The following is a 16,330-nucleotide window of genomic DNA, read 5'->3' as shown; positions in this document are numbered from 1 at the left end:
GGAGCAAGCTCCCTCGCCACAGGGCCGCGAGTTTAAGCGGACTTGGCCATGATCAACCCGGTCTCACTGGCCGCCTCAAGGCGGATCGCAATGAACTTCGATGTCGGCGTATGGCTGCCATCTCCGGTGCTTTCCAGCGGCACCAGCGGATTTACTTCCGGGTAGTAAGCCGCCGCCTGACCGGCAGGAATATCAAACGCCAGCAAGGTAAAGCCTTTCACCCGACGCTCACGGCCATCGTCCCAGATCGACACGATGTCAGCCTTCTGCCCCGGGCGGAAGCCCAGGCGAATGATGTCGGCCTCGTTGGCGAACAGCACATCGCGCTGGCCCTTGACCCCACGATAACGGTCGTCGAGGCCATAGATGGTGGTGTTGTACTGATCGTGGGAGCGCATCGATTGCAGGATCAGGTCCGGCAGTTGCCCGGTGGCGCGGGTACGTTCGTGCACCAGATCCTTGGGCAGCCGGTTGGCGCGGAAATTGGCCCGGCCCGACGGGGTGTTCCACTTGCGTGCGCCAGCACTGTTGCCGAGGTAGAACCCACCTGGATTCTTGACCTTCTCGTTGAAGTCCTTGAAGCCCGGAATGGTATCGGCGATCAGGTCGCGGATGCGCCCGTAATCGGCCACCAGCCAGTTCCAGTCCACCGGTTTGCTGCCCAGCGTGGCGGCGGCGATCCCGGCAATGATCGCCGGTTCCGAGCGCATCTGGTTCGACAGCGGCTGCAACTGACCATTGGAGGCGTGAACCATGCTGAACGAGTCTTCCACGGTGACTGCCTGCGGGCCTTCGGTCTGGATGTCGATGTCGGTGCGGCCGAGGCAAGGCAGGATCAGCGCGTCCTTGCCGTGGGCCAGGTGGCTGCGGTTGAGCTTGGTGCTGATCTGCACCGTGAGGTCGCAGTTGCTCAGCGCCGCGAAGGTGCGCGGGCTGTCCGGCGTGGCCTGGGCGAAGTTGCCGCCCAGACCGATGAAGACCTTGGCGCGGCCCTCGGCCATGGCGTGGATCGCCTCGACCACGTTGTGCCCGTTGTCACGCGGCACCTTGAACTGGAAACGCCGCTCAAGAGCGTCAAGGAACGCTACCGGTGGGCGCTCGTTGATGCCCATGGTGCGGTCGCCCTGCACGTTACTGTGACCGCGCACCGGGCACAGGCCGGCCCCGGGTTTGCCGACGTTGCCGCGCAGCAGCATCAGGTTGGCGATTTCCTGGATGGTCGGCACCGAGTGGCGATGCTGGGTGATACCCATCGCCCAGCACATGATCACGTTCTTGCCTTTGGCGTACATGCGCGCCGCTTGTTCGATTTCCAACAGGGTCAGGCCGGACTGCGCGACGATCTGCTCCCATGGCGTGTCATCCACCACGCCGAGATACTCCAGCACGTTGGTGCTGTGGGCATTGAGGAAGTCGTGATCGAACACTGCAGGTTCACCGGCCTTCTGCGCATCGCGCTCCCACTGCAGGAGGAACTTGGCCATGCCGCGCAGTACCGCCATGTCGCCGCCCAGTGCCGGACGGAAGTACGCGGTGTTGGTCGGTTTGTCGCCATTGGTGAGCATTTCCAGCGGGTGCTGTGGATGCTGAAAACGTTCCAGACCGCGCTCTTTCAGCGGGTTGATGCACACCACTTGTGCGCCGCGCTTCACGGCTTCGCGCAGCGGCTCGAGCATCCGTGGATGGTTGGTGCCGGGGTTCTGGCCCCAGACGAAAATCGCATCGGCGTGTTCGAAGTCGTCGAAGGTGACCGTGCCTTTGCCGACGCCAACGCTCTGCGCCAACGCCACACCGCTGGCCTCGTGGCACATGTTCGAGCAGTCGGGGAAGTTGTTGGTGCCGTAGGCACGCACGAACAGTTGATACAGGTACGCCGCTTCGTTGCTGGCGCGGCCCGAGGTGTAGAACTCGGCTTGATCCGGGCTCGACAACGCTTGCAGGTGCTTGCCGATCAGGGCAAAGGCGTCGTCCCAGGCGATCGGCTTGTAGCGGTCGGTCTGCGCATCGTAGACCATCGGCTCGGTCAGGCGGCCCTGGTATTCAAGCCAATAGTCGCTCTGCTCCAGCAACGACGTGACGCTGTGTTTGGCGAAGAACTTGCCGTCCACTCGACGCTTGGTCGCTTCCCAGTTCACCGCTTTGGCGCCGTTCTCGCAGAACTTGACCATGCCGCTTTCCGGCGAATCGCCCCAGGCGCAGCCCGGGCAGTCGAAGCCGCCGTTCTGGTTGGTCTTGAGCATCATGCGCAAGTTTTTCAGCGCGTTGTCGCTGGTCAACCAGGCCTGAGCCACACTGATCAGTGCACCCCAACCGCCGGCAGGGCCCTTGTAAGGCTTGTAGCGCGGGACAGGTTTCTGGTCGGCTTGATGATGTTGGCTCACGCTTGGTTCTCCATCGCTGGGCTATAGACCCGCGGCGCATTCTTCTGCGGCAGGTGGATGAGATTGAGGTTGTGGCGACGGGCCCATTGCACGGCAAGGCCCGTGGGCGCGGACAGGCTGACCAGCGTCTGGATCCCGGCGCGCAACACTTTCTGGATCAATTCGAGACTGCAACGGCTGGTGACAATCGCCAGGCCGCCGTCGGTGGAAATCTTCTGGCGGATCAGCCCGCCAATCAGCTTGTCGAGGGCGTTGTGCCGACCGATGTCTTCACGGCCCAGCAGCAATTCACCGCTGGCGTTCATGAACACCGCGGCGTGTACCGCACCGCAGTGCTGGCCGAGGGGCTGGAACGCACCGATGCGCTGGCGCAGACCGTCGAGCCATGCGGCGGGCGGCAGCGGTGCGCCGGGCAGGACTTGCAGATCGGGCAGGGCCTGCTCGACAGCTTCAACGCCGCACAGACCGCAGCCGCTGGTGCCGGCCAGCTGTCGGCGCTGTTGTTTGAGGTTCCAGAACGCGCGGTTGGCGATCGTCACTTGCGCGTATTGCGCCGAGCCGGCGCCGGTCAGTTGCAGGTCATAAATGTCGCTGGCGTCTGCGATGATGCCGCTGCCGAGGCTGAAACCGACGATGAAATCTTCCAGATCCGTCGGCGTCACCAGCATCACCGCCTGACTGATGCCGTTGTAGGCGATCGCCAGCGCGACTTCCTCGGCGAGCGCGGTGCTGGCCGATTCCACAAGGGGCAGATCGCTGTAACTGTAGGTCTGGCTGGCGGCGGGCGCGGGCGTTTGAAGTGCAGGCGCCGCGCAAGTGGGGCGCTTGGCGTTCATGGCATCACCGACGGATTGATCAACGCTAAGACTAGGCGCGGCAACTTGTCGCGTCTAATCGCTACTGTCGATCTATTGATAGACGCCGTCGATCAAGCAAGGGGCCGCGATCTGCGGGACGCGCGCCAGACGCTTGAGCCAGCGGCGGAGCCGGGTCATTGGTCGGGCTGGAACCGGGTTCGGCAAACGTGGTCTAGGCTTGGACGTCTGGAATCCAAATCAAGGAGTGTGCGCCATGAGTCTGTTGAGCTTTGTGAAAGAGGCCGGTGAGAAACTGATCGATCTGCTGACCCCTGGTAATGCCAATGCCAGCGAGCAGTTGAAGGAACACATCAGCAAGGTCGGGCTGGGCAATCCGAATGTTCAGGCAACCGTGGATGGCGACAAGGTCACAGTGACCGGTGAGGTAGCAAGCCAGGAGGAGAAGGAAAAAATCCTGCTGGCGGTGGGTAACATCGAAGGCGTGGGCAGTGTTGATGATCAGATCACAGTGACCGGGCCGGTTGTGGCTGCGGCACGTTTTGTCGTAGTGAAGAAGGGCGACACCCTCAGCGCGATTTCCCTGGCGGTGTATGGCAATGCCAACCAATACAACAAGATTTTCGAAGCCAACAAACCGATGCTCAAGGACGTGAACAAAATCTATCCGGGCCAGACCCTGCGTATCCCCGAGTAATACAACATCCTGTAGGAGCTGCCGAAGGCTGCGATCTTTTGATCTTGTTTTTTAAACAATCAAAGTCAAAAGATCGCAGCCTTCGGCAGCTCCTACAGGAAATCAGAGTCCCTGGATCAAATCGCGGTAATCTTCAACCGCCGCAAACTCGGCCGTGTCCTTCGGCCCCTTGCGACTGTCCGGTTCTTTCACCGCCAACAAATGCGTCACACCAAATTCCCGTGCACTGCGCAGAATCGGCAACGTATCGTCAATGAACAGACTGCGCGCCGGATCAAAATCGATATCCGCCTGCAAGGCATCCCAGAACTGCGGGTTCTCTTTGGGATAACCGTAATCGTGTGAGCTGATCAGCCGTTCGAAATACGGCGCCAGTTCGACCCGCTCCAGTTTCAGCGACAGTGAATCGCGATGCGCGTTGGTGATCATGATCACCTGTTTGCCGGCCTCTTTGATCGCCTGCAGGAAGGTATCGGCATCCGGACGCAGCGCGATCAGGTGCGCGGTCTCCAGTTTCAGTTCACGTACCGAGAGCTTCAGTTCGGCACTCCAGAAATCCAGGCAGTACCACTGCAGCTGTCCGGCATGGCGCTCGAACAGCGGCTGCAGTTCCATGTCGGCCATGGCCCGGCTCACTCCGTGCAGATCGGCGTAGCGTTGTGGCAGGTGTTCCAGCCAGAAGTGGTTGTCGAAGTGCAGGTCCAACAACGTACCGTCCATGTCCAGCAGGACGGTATCGATGTCAGACCACGGTAAAGAAGGCATGGCAACGTCTCGAGCGGTAGAAAGATATCCGACACAAACAATCGGGAAAGCCGCGTTATAGTAGCGCGTTCACGCCAAGGAGCTTTGCATGCGCCAGAAACCCACTGTACTCGCCCGCGAGATTGTTGCCACCAGTCGTCTGTTTTGCGTCGAAGAACTGAAGCTGCGTTTTTCCAATGGCGTGGAACGCACTTACGAGCGTCTGGTCGGCAAAGGCGCGGGTTATGGCGCGGTGATGATTGTGGCGATGCTCGACAGCGAGCACGCGGTGCTGGTCGAGGAATACTGCGGCGGCACCGACGAATACGAACTGTCCTTGCCCAAAGGCCTGATCGAGCCGGGTGAAGATGTGCTGGCAGCGGCCGAGCGCGAGCTCAAGGAAGAGGCCGGTTTCGGCGCGCGCCAGCTGGAGCATCTGACCGAGTTGTCGCTGTCGCCCGGTTACATGAGCCAGAAGATTCAGGTGGTGCTGGCCACCGATCTGTACGAGGAGCGTCTGGAGGGCGACGAGCCCGAGCCGATGCGGGTCGACAAGGTCAACCTGCGTGAACTGGCGGCGCTGGCGCAAAACCCGCAATTTACCGAAGGCCGTGCCCTGGCGGCGCTGTATCTGGCGCGTGATCTGCTGACGCAGCGCGGGTTCTTTCAGTCATGAGTGAGATGTCGATGAATTTTTCCCATCCTTTGATGGCGCCAGTGGTTGAGCTGGCATTGCAGGCTGGCGAGGCGATTCTGCCGTTCTGGCGCTCTGGCGTGGAGGTCACCGCCAAGTCCGATGATTCACCGGTGACCGCAGCGGACATGGCCGCGCACCACGTGATCGTCGCCGGGCTGACCGCACTGGACTCCAGTATTCCGATTCTGTCCGAGGAGGACGCCAGCATTCCGCAGAGCGTGCGCGCCGGGTGGCAGCGCTGGTGGTTGGTGGACCCGCTGGATGGCACCAAGGAGTTCATCAGCGGCAGCGAAGAATTCACCGTCAACATCGCCCTGATCGAAAACGGGCGGGTGGTGTTTGGCGTGGTGTCGATGCCGACCAATGGCCGGTTCTATGTTGGCGGTGCCGGTCTCGGCGCGTGGCGTGGGGACAAGGGTGGTTCGCCGGTGGCGATTCAGGTGCGTGATGCGCTCGCGCCCGGTGAAGCGTTTACCGTGGTGGCGAGCCGTCGCCACTCCAGTGCGGAGCAGGAACGTCTGCTCGCCGGTTTGAGCGCCAGCCTGGGCGAGTTGCAACTGGCAAACATCGGCAGTTCGCTGAAGTTTTGTCTGTTGGCTGAAGGGGCGGCGGATTGTTATCCGCGATTGGCGCCGACGTCGCAATGGGACACCGCGGCGGCGCAGGGCGTGCTCGAAGGTGCCGGCGGCGAAGTGATGGATCTGCAGGGCGACGCGTTCTGTTACCCGGCGCGGGAATCGCTGCTCAATGAGTTCTTTCTGGCGTTGCCGGCGAAGGCGGCGTGGCGTTCAAGACTGTTGGAGCTGGCTCGCTCCTGAGATCAAAAGATCGCAGCCTGCGGCAGCTCCTACAGAGGATTTCGCATCCCCCTGTAGGAGCTGCCGAAGGCTGCGATCTTTTGCTTCAGCGGTGCAGAACGTATTGCCCGCTGAACGTCACAGCATCTTCATCACTCCCGGCGTTGACGATCCGCGTGTTGAGCGTCAATCGTGCCCGCCCATAACGCTGATACATCGCCAGAAACTTCTTCCAGACCGCCGCTTCCGGTGCCGGGCAAATCGCTTTGGCATCACCGGTCACAGGCAGCGGATAGCTGATCTGGCCTTCCTGAATCACGATGTGCCCGTCTTCGATGCCTTCTTCTTTCAGGCGCAGATGCAGCCAGCCCCAACCCGCCAGCACCGCGCCGCAGTAGAGACTGCCGCCGAACATGGTGCTCTTGTGATTGACGTTCGGCTCCAGCGGCAAGTGCAAACTCAACTGCTGCTCCTGCCAGGCGAGGACCTTCAGACCCATCTCGCGGGTCAGGGGAATGTCGTGATGCAGCACCGATTCCAGATAGCGACTGTCGCGGCTCATTCGGCTTCGTCTCCATGGGCGTTACTGTCGGCGAAATTCAAGCCGTGCTTGCGCAGTTTGTCGTGCAGGGTCTTGCGCGGAATGCCCAGGGCTTCGGCGAGGCTGCGCACCGAACTGTGGGAGCGCGCCAGTTCGGCGGCAATCAACGATTTCTCGAAGTTTTCCACTTGCTCACTCAGGCCGCCACTGATGACTTCCACGGCGGTGCCGCCGCCTTCACTTCCACTGTTGTCCAGTGCCAGTTCCAGACCGAGGGCGAAACGCTCGGCGGCGTTCTGCAGTTCGCGCACATTGCCGGGCCAGGTGTGGCGCAACAGCAAGGCGCGTTGCGCCGGTTGCAGTTCGTGCGGCGGCAGACCATGGCGGGCGCTGGCTTCGTCGGCATAATGCTGGAACAGCACCAGCGCATCTTCGCCGCGTTCGCGCAGTGGCGGAATGCGCAGCGGCGCCACGTTCAGACGGTAATACAAGTCGGCGCGGAAGCGTCCTTGATCGGCGGCTTGCCGCAGGTCTTCCTTGGTCGCGGCGATGACGCGGATGTCCAGCGGGATCAACTGATTGCCACCCAGACGTTCGACCACACGCTCTTGCAGCATGCGCAGCAGTTTCACCTGCACGTCCATGCTCATGCTTTCGATTTCATCGAGGAACAGCGTGCCGCCGTTGGCGAATTCGAACTTGCCGATCCGGCGTTTCTGCGCGCCGGTGAAGGCGCCCGGTTCATGCCCGAACAGCTCGCTTTCGACCACCGATTCAGCCAGGGCGCCGGCGTTGATCGCCACGAACGGCCCGTTACGCCGGCTCGACAGGTCGTGCAGCGCACGGGCCACGACCTCTTTGCCGGCGCCGGTTTCACCGAGAATCAGCACGTCGGCCTTGGTCGCCGCCAGTGCGCCGATCTGCTCGCGCAGGCGCAGCATCGGCGCCGAATGGCCGACCAGTCGCGCGCTCAATTCGTTACGGTCGCTGAGGGCCAGACGCAGGCTGCGGTTGTCCAGCACCAGCCGGCGCAGGGCGAGGGCGCGGCGCACGCTGTCGAGCAGGGCATCGCTGGCGAACGGTTTTTCCAGAAAGTCATAGGCGCCGGCCCGCATCGCCTGCACTGCCAGCGGCACGTCGCCGTGGCCGGTGATCAGCAACACCGGCAGCTCCGGATCCTGAGCGTGCAATTCGCTCAACAGTTCCAGGCCGTCCATGCCTGGCATGCGGATGTCGCTGACCACCACCCCGGGCCAGTCACGCTCCAGTTGCGCGGCGAGACCTTTGGCTTCGGACAGCGGAAGGATTTTCAGCCCGGCCAGGTCCAGGGTCTGGCCGAGGGCCTGACGCAGGTGCGGATCGTCGTCGATCAACACCACCTGAATGCGATTGTCGATGGTCATGCACTTCGATCCTCGGACGGTTGCAGGCTGACCCCGGGTGCGCCGGCGCGCAGCCGCAGGGTGATCAAGGCGCCACCTTGCTTGTGGTTGGCGAACGACAGTTCGCCGCCGAAGGCGCGCATCAGGGTTTCACAGATCGCCAGCCCCAGACCAAGGCCCTGAGTGCGGGTCTTGGTGGTGTAGAAGGGCTCGCTGGCGCGGCCGAGGGCTTCCATGCAAAAGCCCGGGCCGTTGTCGCGAATGTACAGATTGACGCCCTCGGCGGTGGATTCGGCACTCAGCCACAGTTTGCGCGGCGGGCCTTTTTCGGTCAGCGCATCGAGGGCGTTGGCCAGCAGATTGCCGAGCACCTGGCGCAGTCGGGTTTCCCCGGCCTCGACCCACAGGGTGGCGGCGGGCAGGTCGCGGATCAGCTCGACTTCCATGCTGCGGCGCCGTTTGGCCAGCAATGCCAGCGCATCATCCAGCGCCGGTTGCAGGGCCACGCTTTCCGGAGCATGGCGGTCGCGGCGGGCGAAGGCACGCAGGTGGGCGATGATCGAGGCCATGCGCCCGGTCAGTTCGCTGATCAGTTTGAGGTTGCCACGGGCGTCTTCGGTGCGTTGGTGATCAAGCAGCACTTCGGCGTTTTCCGCGTAGCTGCGGATCGCCGCCAGCGGTTGGTTGAGCTCGTGGCTGATGCTCGCCGACATCGTGCCCAGTGCCGAGAGTTTGCCGGCCTGGACCAGGTCGTCCTGGGCACGCACCAGCTCCTGCTGAGCCTGTTCGCGCTCCAGCACTTCCTGCTTGAGGCGCCGGTTGAGGCCTTCCAGATCGCTGGTCCGCTCGGCCACCCGGCCTTCGAGTTCACGGCGGGCCTTGGCTTCGAAGGCAATACGTTCCAGGTAATGTCGACGGCGCTGCATCATCAAACCGAGCAGGAGCATCACCACCAACAGCGTGGCGCCACCGATCGCGACAACGGTACGCACCGGGCGATCGATCAGCGTGCGCGGGGCAAGGATGCTGACGCTCCAGCCGGTTTCGGCGATGTTCACGGTCTGCGTCAGCCAGGCGTTTTCGCTGAGGTTCAGCGGACGCGGCTCGCGGGTCGGATAGGGCAGGATCGCGGTGATCGCCGAGCGCTCGGTGTCGCTCAACGTCCGGGTTGATCGGAAACGCCACTCCGGGCGCGAGGTGAGGATGACCACGCCGTTATGGTCGGTCACCAACAGTTGTTCCGGGGTTTTGCCCCACAGACTTTCGGTGTGATCGAGGTCGACCTTGATCACCAGCACGCCGATGATTTTTTCGCCATTGCGCACGGCGGCGGCGAAGAAATAACCGCGTTTGGCCGACGTAGTGCCGAGGCCGAAGAAGCGTCCCAGACGCCCAGCCATGGCTTCGCTGAAATACGGACGGAAAGCGAAATTGCGCCCCACGAAGCTGTCATGTTTGTCCCAGTTCGACGCCGCCAGGGTCTGGCCGCTGGTGTCCATCAGGTACATGACTTCTGCGCCAGTCTGTGCGGCGATGTTTTTCAGCAGGCGATTGGCGTTGCCCTGGGTGACGCCGTCGTCCGGTGCGCCGAGTACGGCGCGCAGGGCCGGCAGGTCGCCGAGGATCTGCGGCAACACTTCATAGCGGTGCAGGGTGCCCAGCAGGTTGGCGACGTAGAGGTCAAGGGTCTGGCGGTTTTGCCCGGCCAGTTCACTGCGGTAATAGCGCTCGGCCAGATGCTCAAGCGGCCACAGCAGCGGCGCCAGACACAGGGCCAGCAGGGCGAGGCTGCGCCAGCGGGGTCTGCGGGGAAGGGTAGGTTTCATGAGCCGAATGCGCCTGTAGTGACAGGCGCATTATGCCTAGGCTCAGGCGAAGACGTCAGCGTCCTTGAGCAGCGCGCCGACCTGATCCTTGGCCGACAGCTTCGGCGCTTCGTCCAGTTGCCAGTCGATGCCCAGTGCGGGGTCGTTCCAACGAATGCTGCGCTCGGATGATGGATCGTAGTAGTTGGTGGTCTTGTAGAGGAATTCGGCGAACTCGCTCAGTACCACGAAACCATGGGCGAAGCCTTCCGGCACCCACAGTTGGCGGTGGTTCTCGGCCGACAGGCGTACGGCAACCCATTTGCCGAAGTGCGGCGAGCTGCGGCGAATGTCCACCGCCACATCAAGCACTTCGCCGGCGGTCACCCGAACCAGTTTGCCCTGGGTATTTTGCAACTGGTAATGCAGACCGCGCAGCACGCCTTTCTGCGAGCGTGAGTGGTTGTCTTGAACGAACTGGGTGTCCAGCCCTGTTGCATCCTGGAACGCCTTGGCGTTGAAACTCTCGTAGAAGAAGCCGCGCTCGTCACCAAATACCTTGGGTTCGATGATCAGAACACCGGGCAGATCGGTGGTGATTACATTCATGAGGTTTGTCCCGGATAGATGTGAATGGCCGACATTCTTGCGCAAAGCGCCGACGGATGCGAGCGCTGGAATTACCGTGATCGGGGGTTGCGCATCTACTGCAGCAATGGCGATATAGGCGCCTAATAAAATTTCAGGGGTCGTCCCATGCCGCTCGCCACGTTGATTCATCGCGCCAGTTTGCCCAGCCCACAGGTCTCTGAGGCGCAGGCCCGGCATTGGTTGGCGGAGCATTACGGGCTCAGCGGCACGTTACAGGCGCTGGGCAGTCAGCAGGATCTGAACTATCGGGTCGACAGTGAGCGTGGGCGCTTTGTCCTGAAAATCTGCCGCGGCGACTATGCACTGGTCGAGTTGCAGGCTCAGCATGCAGGCCTCAAGTACCTTGCCGAACACTCGTCAGTGCACGTACCCCGGGTGATCCCGGCCGGCAATGGCGCGGATCTGCTGTCGCTGGACTCCGATGGCGAGCCGGTGCACGTGCGATTGCTGGACTACATCGAAGGTCAGCCGCTGACGCATCTTGATCACTTGGGCCACGACGTGGTGGCCGGTTTCGGTCGGCTGTGTGGCGAGATGGATCTGGCCCTGGCCGGCTTCGATCACCCGGGCCTGCAGCGCACGCTGCAATGGGACGCGCGCCATGCCAGTGCGCTGATCAGCCACCTGCTGCCGGTGATCAAGGATGAACGCCAGCGCGCACTGATCGCGGGCGCCGCCGAGCAGGCCGAACGTCGCTTGCAGCCGCTGCAGGACAAGCTGCCGGTGCAGGCGATCCACATGGACATCACCGACGATAATGCCGTCTGGCAACGCGATGCCAAGCGTCATTGGCAATTGCAGGGCGTGATCGACTTCGGTGATCTGGTGCGCACCTGGCGCATCACTGACCTGTCGGTGACGTGCGCGGCGCTGCTGCACCATGCCGGCGGCGATCCGTTTGTGATTCTGCCAGCGGTGCAGGCTTATCACGCGGTCAATCCGCTGCAACATGAAGAATTGCTGGCGTTGTGGCCGTTGATCGTGGCGCGGGCGGCGGTGCTGGTGCTCAGTGGTGAGCAACAGGTCAGCATCGATCCGGGCAACACCTACAGCCGCGACAACCTTGAACATGAGTGGGAAATCTTCCACGTAGCGACTTCGGTGCCGCTGGCGCTGATGGAGGCGGCGATTCTCACGGCGGTCGGCCAGCCGCTGCCGGCCATTGGCGGTGAAGGTTTCGCGCCGCTGCTGCCGGAACTGGTCGGGCGGGAGTTTGCGCTGATCGATCTTGGCGTCCTGAGTCCGCACTTCGAAGCGGGCAACTGGGAGCAACCGGGCATCGATCAACGGTTGCTGACCGAAGCCGCTGCCGCGCATGGTCTGGCGGCGAGCCGTTACGGACAATATCGCCTGTCGCAGACGCGACCGGACAGTGCGGTCGAGCCCCAGACGTTCCCGCTGCACGTTGAGTTGCGCGTGCCGCAGGGTTCGGCGGTGGAAGCGCCGTTTGCCGGTGTGCTGCATCACGCGGCGGACGGTGTGCTGCAACTCGACGGACCCCAGCTCAGCGTGCGCCTGTGGGGTGTTAGCGCCTCGCTGCACAGTGGCGCGGCGCTGGTCAAAGGTCAGGTGCTGGGGTCGGTCGATGGCCCGTTGAAGGTGCAGTTGAGCCGCGTTGCGTCGCTGGATGCGCCGTTGTTCTGCAGCCCTTCGCGCGCGGTCGCATGGCAGGCGTTGTGTCCTTCGCCAGCCACGCTGCTGGGGCTGGCCTGCGATGCCGAACCGGAGCTGGACGCCAAAACCCTGCTCGAACGACGTGACGCCAGTTTCGCCCGCACGCAAAAACATTATTACGTCGACCCGCCGCGCATCGAGCGTGGCTGGCGCAATCACCTGATCGACATGCAGGGTCGCTCCTACCTCGACATGCTCAACAACGTCGCGGTGCTCGGTCATGGTCATCCGCGCATGGCGCAGGTGGCGGCGCGGCAGTGGTCGCTGCTCAACACCAACTCGCGTTTCAACTATGCGGCGGTGGCGGAGTTTTCCGAACGCTTGCTGAAACTGGCGCCGGAAGGCATGGACCGGGTGTTTCTGGTCAACAGCGGCAGTGAGGCCAACGACTTGGCGATCCGGCTGGCGTGGGCCTACAGCGGCGGCCGCGACATGCTCAGCGTGCTGGAGGCCTATCACGGCTGGACGGTCGGCGCCGATGCGGTGTCGACGTCGGTTGCCGACAACCCGCGAGCGCTGGAAAGCCGTCCGGACTGGGTACATCCGGTGACTGCGCCGAACCTCTATCGTGGCGAATTCCGTGGCCTGGATTCTGCGCCGGATTATGTACACAGCGTCGAAACGCAACTGGCGCATATCGCCGCGCAGGAGCGCCAATTGGCCGGTTTCATCTGTGAACCGGTGTACGGCAACGCCGGCGGGATTTCCCTGCCGCCCGGTTATCTGAAACAGGTCTATGCGCTGGTGCGGGCCCAGGGCGGGGTGTGCATCGCCGATGAAGTTCAGGTCGGTTACGGGCGCATGGGCCACTTCTTCTGGGGCTTCGAAGAGCAAGGCGTGGTGCCGGACATCATCTGCATGGCCAAGGGCATGGGCAACGGTCAGCCGCTGGGCGCGGTGATCACGCGTCGGGAAATCGCCGAGGCACTGGAAGCTGAAGGTTATTTCTTCTCGTCGGCCGGCGGCAGTCCGGTGAGCTGCCAGATCGGCATGGCGGTGCTGGATGTGATGGAAGAAGAAAAGCTCTGGGAAAACGCCCGGGTGGTGGGCGGGCATTTCAAGGCGCGCCTGGAAGCCTTGATCGATAAACATCCGCTGGTGGGCGCGGTGCATGGTTCCGGGTTCTATCTGGGGGTGGAGCTGATCCGCAACCGCGAGACGCTGGAGCCGGCCACCGAGGAGACCACGCTGTTGTGCGATCGCCTGCGCGAGCTGGGGATCTTCATGCAGCCGACCGGGGATGACCTGAACATTCTCAAGATCAAACCGCCGATGGTCACCTCGCAGCGCAGTGTGGATTTCTTTGTCGACATGCTGGATCGGGTACTTGAGGAAGGCCTCTAAATCAGACCCCTGCAGGAGCTGCTGCAGGCTGCGATCTTTTGATCTGGCTCTTCAAAATCAAAAGATCGCAGCCTGCGGCAGCTCCTACAGAGATTCAGATTTATATCGATAATAGTTGTTTTATTTTAGATCTCTGGATGTTTGTTGGCTTTTAATGCCGATATTTATCGGTTATAAAGTCGCCATTGCTTCGCAACCCCCTCGACGGTTCCCTGGAGTCCTGATCCGATGACCACCTTGAAAAGTACCCCGCGTGACGATGGCTTCTACATGCCGGCCGAGTGGGCGCCGCAGACCCAGACCTGGATGATCTGGCCCGAGCGTCCGGACAACTGGCGCCTGGGTGGCAAGCCGGCGCAAGCCGCGCATGCGGCCGTGGCCAAAGCCATCGCGCGGTTCGAGCCGGTGACGGTTGCCGTGTCGGCCGGTCAGTACGAGAACGCTCGTGCACGCCTCGATGTACCGAATATTCGGGTGGTCGAGATGTCCAGCGATGACGCCTGGGTGCGCGACAGCGGCCCGACTTTCGTCATCAACAACAGCGGCGAAGTGCGCGGTGTGAACTGGGATTTCAATGCCTGGGGCGGGTTTGAAGGCGGTCTGTATTCGCCGTGGAACCGTGATTCGCAGGTCGGTGGCAAGATCCTCGAAATCGAGCGCAGCCCACGTTATCGCACCGAAGGTTTTGTGCTGGAAGGCGGTTCGATTCACGTCGACGGTGAAGGCACGCTGATCACCACCGAAGAGTGCCTGCTCAACCACAACCGCAATCCGCATCTGGGTCGCGAAGAGATCGAAGCGGTGCTGCGTGACAATCTGTCGGTGGATAAGATCATCTGGTTGCCGGATGGCCTGTTCAACGACGAAACCGACGGCCATGTGGATAACTTCTGCTGCTACGTGCGCCCGGGCGAAGTATTGCTGGCGTGGACCGACGATCCGCAGGATCCGAATTACCCGCGCTGCCAGGCCGCAATGAACGTGCTGCAAAGCAGCACCGACGCCAAGGGCCGCCCATTCACGGTGCACAAGATGCCAATTCCAGGGCCGCTGTACGCGACCGAAGAAGAGTGCGCCGGTGTCGATCCGATGGACGGTACCCAGGAACGCAACCCTTCCGTGCGCCTGGCTGGTTCCTACGTGAACTTTCTGATCGTCAACGGTGGCATCATCGCGCCGAGCTTCGACGATCCGATGGACGCGCCTGCGCGGGAAATCCTGCAGAAGCTGTTCCCGCAGCACGAAGTGGTGATGGTGCCGGGCCGCGAATTGTTACTGGGCGGCGGCAATATCCACTGCCTTACCCAACAGCAGCCAGCCCCGCACAAAGAGTGAGTTGAGACGTAACAGCCTGAGTTGATTAATAAATCACCCGGGCTGCAAGTTTTTTGCGATGGGTGCGAAGAAGCCCGCGGTCCTGCTGGACCGCGGGCTTCTTTGTATCCGCCTGTCGACAAATCGGAAACCTTGGCATAGCTCTTGTATCGGATACCGCGCACTAGGGAGGGGGGGAACTTCAACAGTTCTGTCATATACCTTGGATAACTTAGCCGCTCACGAACGGGGAGAGAGCGCTGAAATGAACGCCGAAGTGAACGTAATCAGCGAGCGGAATTTGCATCCCATGGCCGTAAACGGCGAATCGCTCCAGATTGTCGCGCACTTTTTGAAGTCCAATGGAACGCGTCAGATCAGGGAACCTGATCCGCGCCGGATGATGATTGAGCGCTATCCCGCTGACCTGTTCAGCGAGGCCGAACTGGAAGCGTTGTGGGCTGTGATGCAAGGATAAGAAAAACAACAAGGATTGGTAAAAGCGCTGCCGGGATGGCGGCGCTTTTTTATGCGCGATGGAAAACCATGGCGAACATTGAACCTGTGGGAGGGGGCTTGAAGCGGTAGCCGAACAAGGCAACCCATTCGACCGATTCGCGAAACAGTCTGAGAGCCATTCCGGCGTTTTTCCCCAATGCCCGCAGGGATAATCTGCCGCCATCGATTTTCCCCGTTTGGTTGCCGGAGTTCTCTCATGATCCTTCACTACATTTACGATCCGTTGTGCGGCTGGTGCTACGGCGCCAAACCGCTGGTGCAAGCGGCGCAGCAAGTGCTGCCGGTCGTTGCCCATGCGGGCGGAATGATGAGCGGCGCGAATCGCCAGCGTGTTTCGCCGCAACTGCGCGATTACGTCATGCCCCACGACCGGCGCATTGCCGAATACACCGGTCAGCCGTTTGGCGAAGCGTATTTCGAAGGTCTGTTGCGTGATCACTCGGCGGTGTTCGATTCAACGCCACCCATCGCTGCGGTAATGGCGGCAGAGTCCATCGACGGTCGCGGTTTGCAGATGCTCGGGTGTTTGCAGACCGCTCATTACGTGGAGGGGCGGCGGATTGCCGATGAGTCTGTACTGTTCGATGTCGCGGCGCAGATGGGTTACGTACAGACAACTTTCGTGACGGTGTTTAAGTCCGTTGATCCCCAGGCGCAGGTAAAAGCCAGTCGCGCGTTGCTGGCCCGACTCGGCGGCCAGGGCTTTCCGACATTGGCGCTGGAGCAGGACGGGCAATTCACCTTGATCGACATCAGCCCGTGGTTAGGTAAACCGCAGGCGTTTGCTGATTGGTTGGGGCAAGCGGTTGTGGCCGATGAGCCGGCTCAATCCCCTGCGCTATGCGATCTCGATGGCTGCGCGTAATCGCGCCGGATTCACTGGTTAAGCGCATTTCCGAGCAATGCGCTATCGCAAAATTTACGATTCTTAGACGATTTTTACCTATTTAAAGACGATTCTTGAAATTG

14 protein-coding genes are annotated in these 16,330 nt (G+C 61.7%); 7 read left to right on the top strand and 7 right to left on the bottom strand.

The features are described from left to right. Window positions 1–32 precede the first annotated feature (32 nt). Both ACTJKS_RS09540 and fdhD read right to left on the bottom strand, forming a co-directional pair. Entirely contained in the window at window positions 33–2,381 is a 2,349-nt protein-coding gene (locus ACTJKS_RS09540) for an FdhF/YdeP family oxidoreductase (protein ID WP_108181388.1), read from the bottom strand. Continuing rightward, window positions 2,378–3,217 (bottom strand): formate dehydrogenase accessory sulfurtransferase FdhD, encoded by an 840-nt coding sequence (gene fdhD, locus ACTJKS_RS09535; protein ID WP_086793967.1) that lies wholly within the window; start codon window positions 3,215–3,217, stop codon window positions 2,378–2,380. Before fdhD ends, ACTJKS_RS09540 begins: the two co-directional genes overlap by 4 nt. 235 nt (window positions 3,218–3,452) lie before the next feature. Here fdhD and lysM point away from each other — a divergent pair, with 235 nt between their 5' ends. Then, window positions 3,453–3,893, top strand: a complete 441-nt coding sequence (gene lysM / locus ACTJKS_RS09530; protein ID WP_027611221.1) for a peptidoglycan-binding protein LysM — start codon at window positions 3,453–3,455, stop codon at window positions 3,891–3,893. A gap of 102 nt (window positions 3,894–3,995) precedes the next feature. Here the strand turns inward: lysM and yrfG are convergent, their stop codons facing one another. Continuing rightward, on the bottom strand, window positions 3,996–4,658 hold the full coding sequence (gene yrfG, locus ACTJKS_RS09525) for a GMP/IMP nucleotidase (RefSeq protein ID WP_108181389.1): 663 nt from the start codon (window positions 4,656–4,658) through the stop codon (window positions 3,996–3,998). 88 nt (window positions 4,659–4,746) lie between these two features. On the opposite strand from yrfG, the gene nudE reads away from it, so the two are divergent. Both nudE and cysQ read left to right on the top strand, forming a co-directional pair. After that, window positions 4,747–5,313: an ADP compounds hydrolase NudE gene (gene nudE, locus ACTJKS_RS09520; protein ID WP_047600934.1), complete on the top strand. Its 567-nt coding sequence runs from the start codon at window positions 4,747–4,749 to the stop codon at window positions 5,311–5,313. An 11-nt stretch (window positions 5,314–5,324) separates the two neighbouring features. After that, window positions 5,325–6,152, top strand: a complete 828-nt coding sequence (gene cysQ / locus ACTJKS_RS09515; protein ID WP_108184353.1) for a 3'(2'),5'-bisphosphate nucleotidase CysQ — start codon at window positions 5,325–5,327, stop codon at window positions 6,150–6,152. Between the two features lie 85 nt (window positions 6,153–6,237). Here the strand turns inward: cysQ and ACTJKS_RS09510 are convergent, their stop codons facing one another. From ACTJKS_RS09510 to rfbC, 4 genes are read right to left on the bottom strand one after another with little or no spacing between them, the layout of a single operon-like run. Then, window positions 6,238–6,693: a thioesterase domain-containing protein gene (locus ACTJKS_RS09510; RefSeq protein WP_108181390.1), complete on the bottom strand. Its 456-nt coding sequence runs from the start codon at window positions 6,691–6,693 to the stop codon at window positions 6,238–6,240. Next, window positions 6,690–8,075 carry a sigma-54-dependent transcriptional regulator gene (locus tag ACTJKS_RS09505; RefSeq protein ID WP_041071294.1) on the bottom strand — a complete coding sequence of 462 codons (1,386 nt, stop codon included), beginning with the start codon at window positions 8,073–8,075 and terminating at the stop codon, window positions 6,690–6,692. Before ACTJKS_RS09505 ends, ACTJKS_RS09510 begins: the two co-directional genes overlap by 4 nt. Continuing rightward, complete coding sequence (locus tag ACTJKS_RS09500) at window positions 8,072–9,880, bottom strand: sensor histidine kinase (protein WP_041071297.1); 1,809 nt, start codon at window positions 9,878–9,880, stop codon at window positions 8,072–8,074. Before ACTJKS_RS09500 ends, ACTJKS_RS09505 begins: the two co-directional genes overlap by 4 nt. A gap of 42 nt (window positions 9,881–9,922) precedes the next feature. Beyond that, a complete protein-coding gene (gene rfbC / locus ACTJKS_RS09495; protein ID WP_108181391.1) occupies window positions 9,923–10,468 on the bottom strand; it encodes a dTDP-4-dehydrorhamnose 3,5-epimerase in 546 nt (181 codons plus the stop codon). Between the two features lie 147 nt (window positions 10,469–10,615). Between rfbC and ACTJKS_RS09490 the strand changes: the two genes are divergently transcribed. The 4 genes from ACTJKS_RS09490 to ACTJKS_RS09475 all read left to right on the top strand — a co-directional run bounded on the left by ACTJKS_RS09490 (window position 10,616) and on the right by ACTJKS_RS09475 (window position 16,226). After that, the gene (locus ACTJKS_RS09490; protein WP_108181392.1) at window positions 10,616–13,528 is read left to right on the top strand and encodes an aminotransferase; all 2,913 of its coding nucleotides are present in this window, start codon (window positions 10,616–10,618) and stop codon (window positions 13,526–13,528) included. Between the two features lie 228 nt (window positions 13,529–13,756). Beyond that, a complete protein-coding gene (gene aguA / locus ACTJKS_RS09485; protein WP_108181393.1) occupies window positions 13,757–14,863 on the top strand; it encodes an agmatine deiminase in 1,107 nt (368 codons plus the stop codon). Between the two features lie 244 nt (window positions 14,864–15,107). Next, a complete protein-coding gene (locus tag ACTJKS_RS09480) occupies window positions 15,108–15,320 on the top strand; it encodes a hypothetical protein (protein ID WP_041071305.1) in 213 nt (70 codons plus the stop codon). A 237-nt stretch (window positions 15,321–15,557) separates the two neighbouring features. Then, window positions 15,558–16,226 carry a DsbA family protein gene (locus tag ACTJKS_RS09475; protein WP_041071309.1) on the top strand — a complete coding sequence of 223 codons (669 nt, stop codon included), beginning with the start codon at window positions 15,558–15,560 and terminating at the stop codon, window positions 16,224–16,226. Window positions 16,227–16,330: the final 104 nt, after the last annotated feature.

This window comes from Pseudomonas sp. 22189, from assembly GCF_052045635.1.
Lineage (GTDB): Bacteria > Pseudomonadota > Gammaproteobacteria > Pseudomonadales > Pseudomonadaceae > Aquipseudomonas > Aquipseudomonas parakoreensis.
The sequence above is the reverse complement of the archived record's forward strand: the minus strand, read 5'-3'. Positions and strand labels throughout refer to the sequence as shown.

Bases quoted from the DNA above. Each gene is read 5' to 3' on its own strand.
- fdhD (WP_086793967.1), bottom strand. From the start codon at position 3,217: ATGAACGCCAAGCGCCCCACTTGCGCGGCGCCTGCACTTCAAACGCCC.
- lysM (WP_027611221.1), top strand. From the start codon at position 3,453: ATGAGTCTGTTGAGCTTTGTGAAAGAGGCCGGTGAGAAACTGATCGAT.
- yrfG (WP_108181389.1), bottom strand. From the start codon at position 4,658: ATGCCTTCTTTACCGTGGTCTGACATCGATACCGTCCTGCTGGACATG.
- nudE (WP_047600934.1), top strand. From the start codon at position 4,747: ATGCGCCAGAAACCCACTGTACTCGCCCGCGAGATTGTTGCCACCAGT.
- cysQ (WP_108184353.1), top strand. From the start codon at position 5,325: ATGAATTTTTCCCATCCTTTGATGGCGCCAGTGGTTGAGCTGGCATTG.
- ACTJKS_RS09510 (WP_108181390.1), bottom strand. From the start codon at position 6,693: ATGAGCCGCGACAGTCGCTATCTGGAATCGGTGCTGCATCACGACATT.
- ACTJKS_RS09505 (WP_041071294.1), bottom strand. From the start codon at position 8,075: ATGACCATCGACAATCGCATTCAGGTGGTGTTGATCGACGACGATCCG.
- ACTJKS_RS09500 (WP_041071297.1), bottom strand. From the start codon at position 9,880: ATGAAACCTACCCTTCCCCGCAGACCCCGCTGGCGCAGCCTCGCCCTG.
- rfbC (WP_108181391.1), bottom strand. From the start codon at position 10,468: ATGAATGTAATCACCACCGATCTGCCCGGTGTTCTGATCATCGAACCC.
- ACTJKS_RS09490 (WP_108181392.1), top strand. From the start codon at position 10,616: ATGCCGCTCGCCACGTTGATTCATCGCGCCAGTTTGCCCAGCCCACAG.
- aguA (WP_108181393.1), top strand. From the start codon at position 13,757: ATGACCACCTTGAAAAGTACCCCGCGTGACGATGGCTTCTACATGCCG.
- ACTJKS_RS09480 (WP_041071305.1), top strand. From the start codon at position 15,108: ATGAACGCCGAAGTGAACGTAATCAGCGAGCGGAATTTGCATCCCATG.
- ACTJKS_RS09475 (WP_041071309.1), top strand. From the start codon at position 15,558: ATGATCCTTCACTACATTTACGATCCGTTGTGCGGCTGGTGCTACGGC.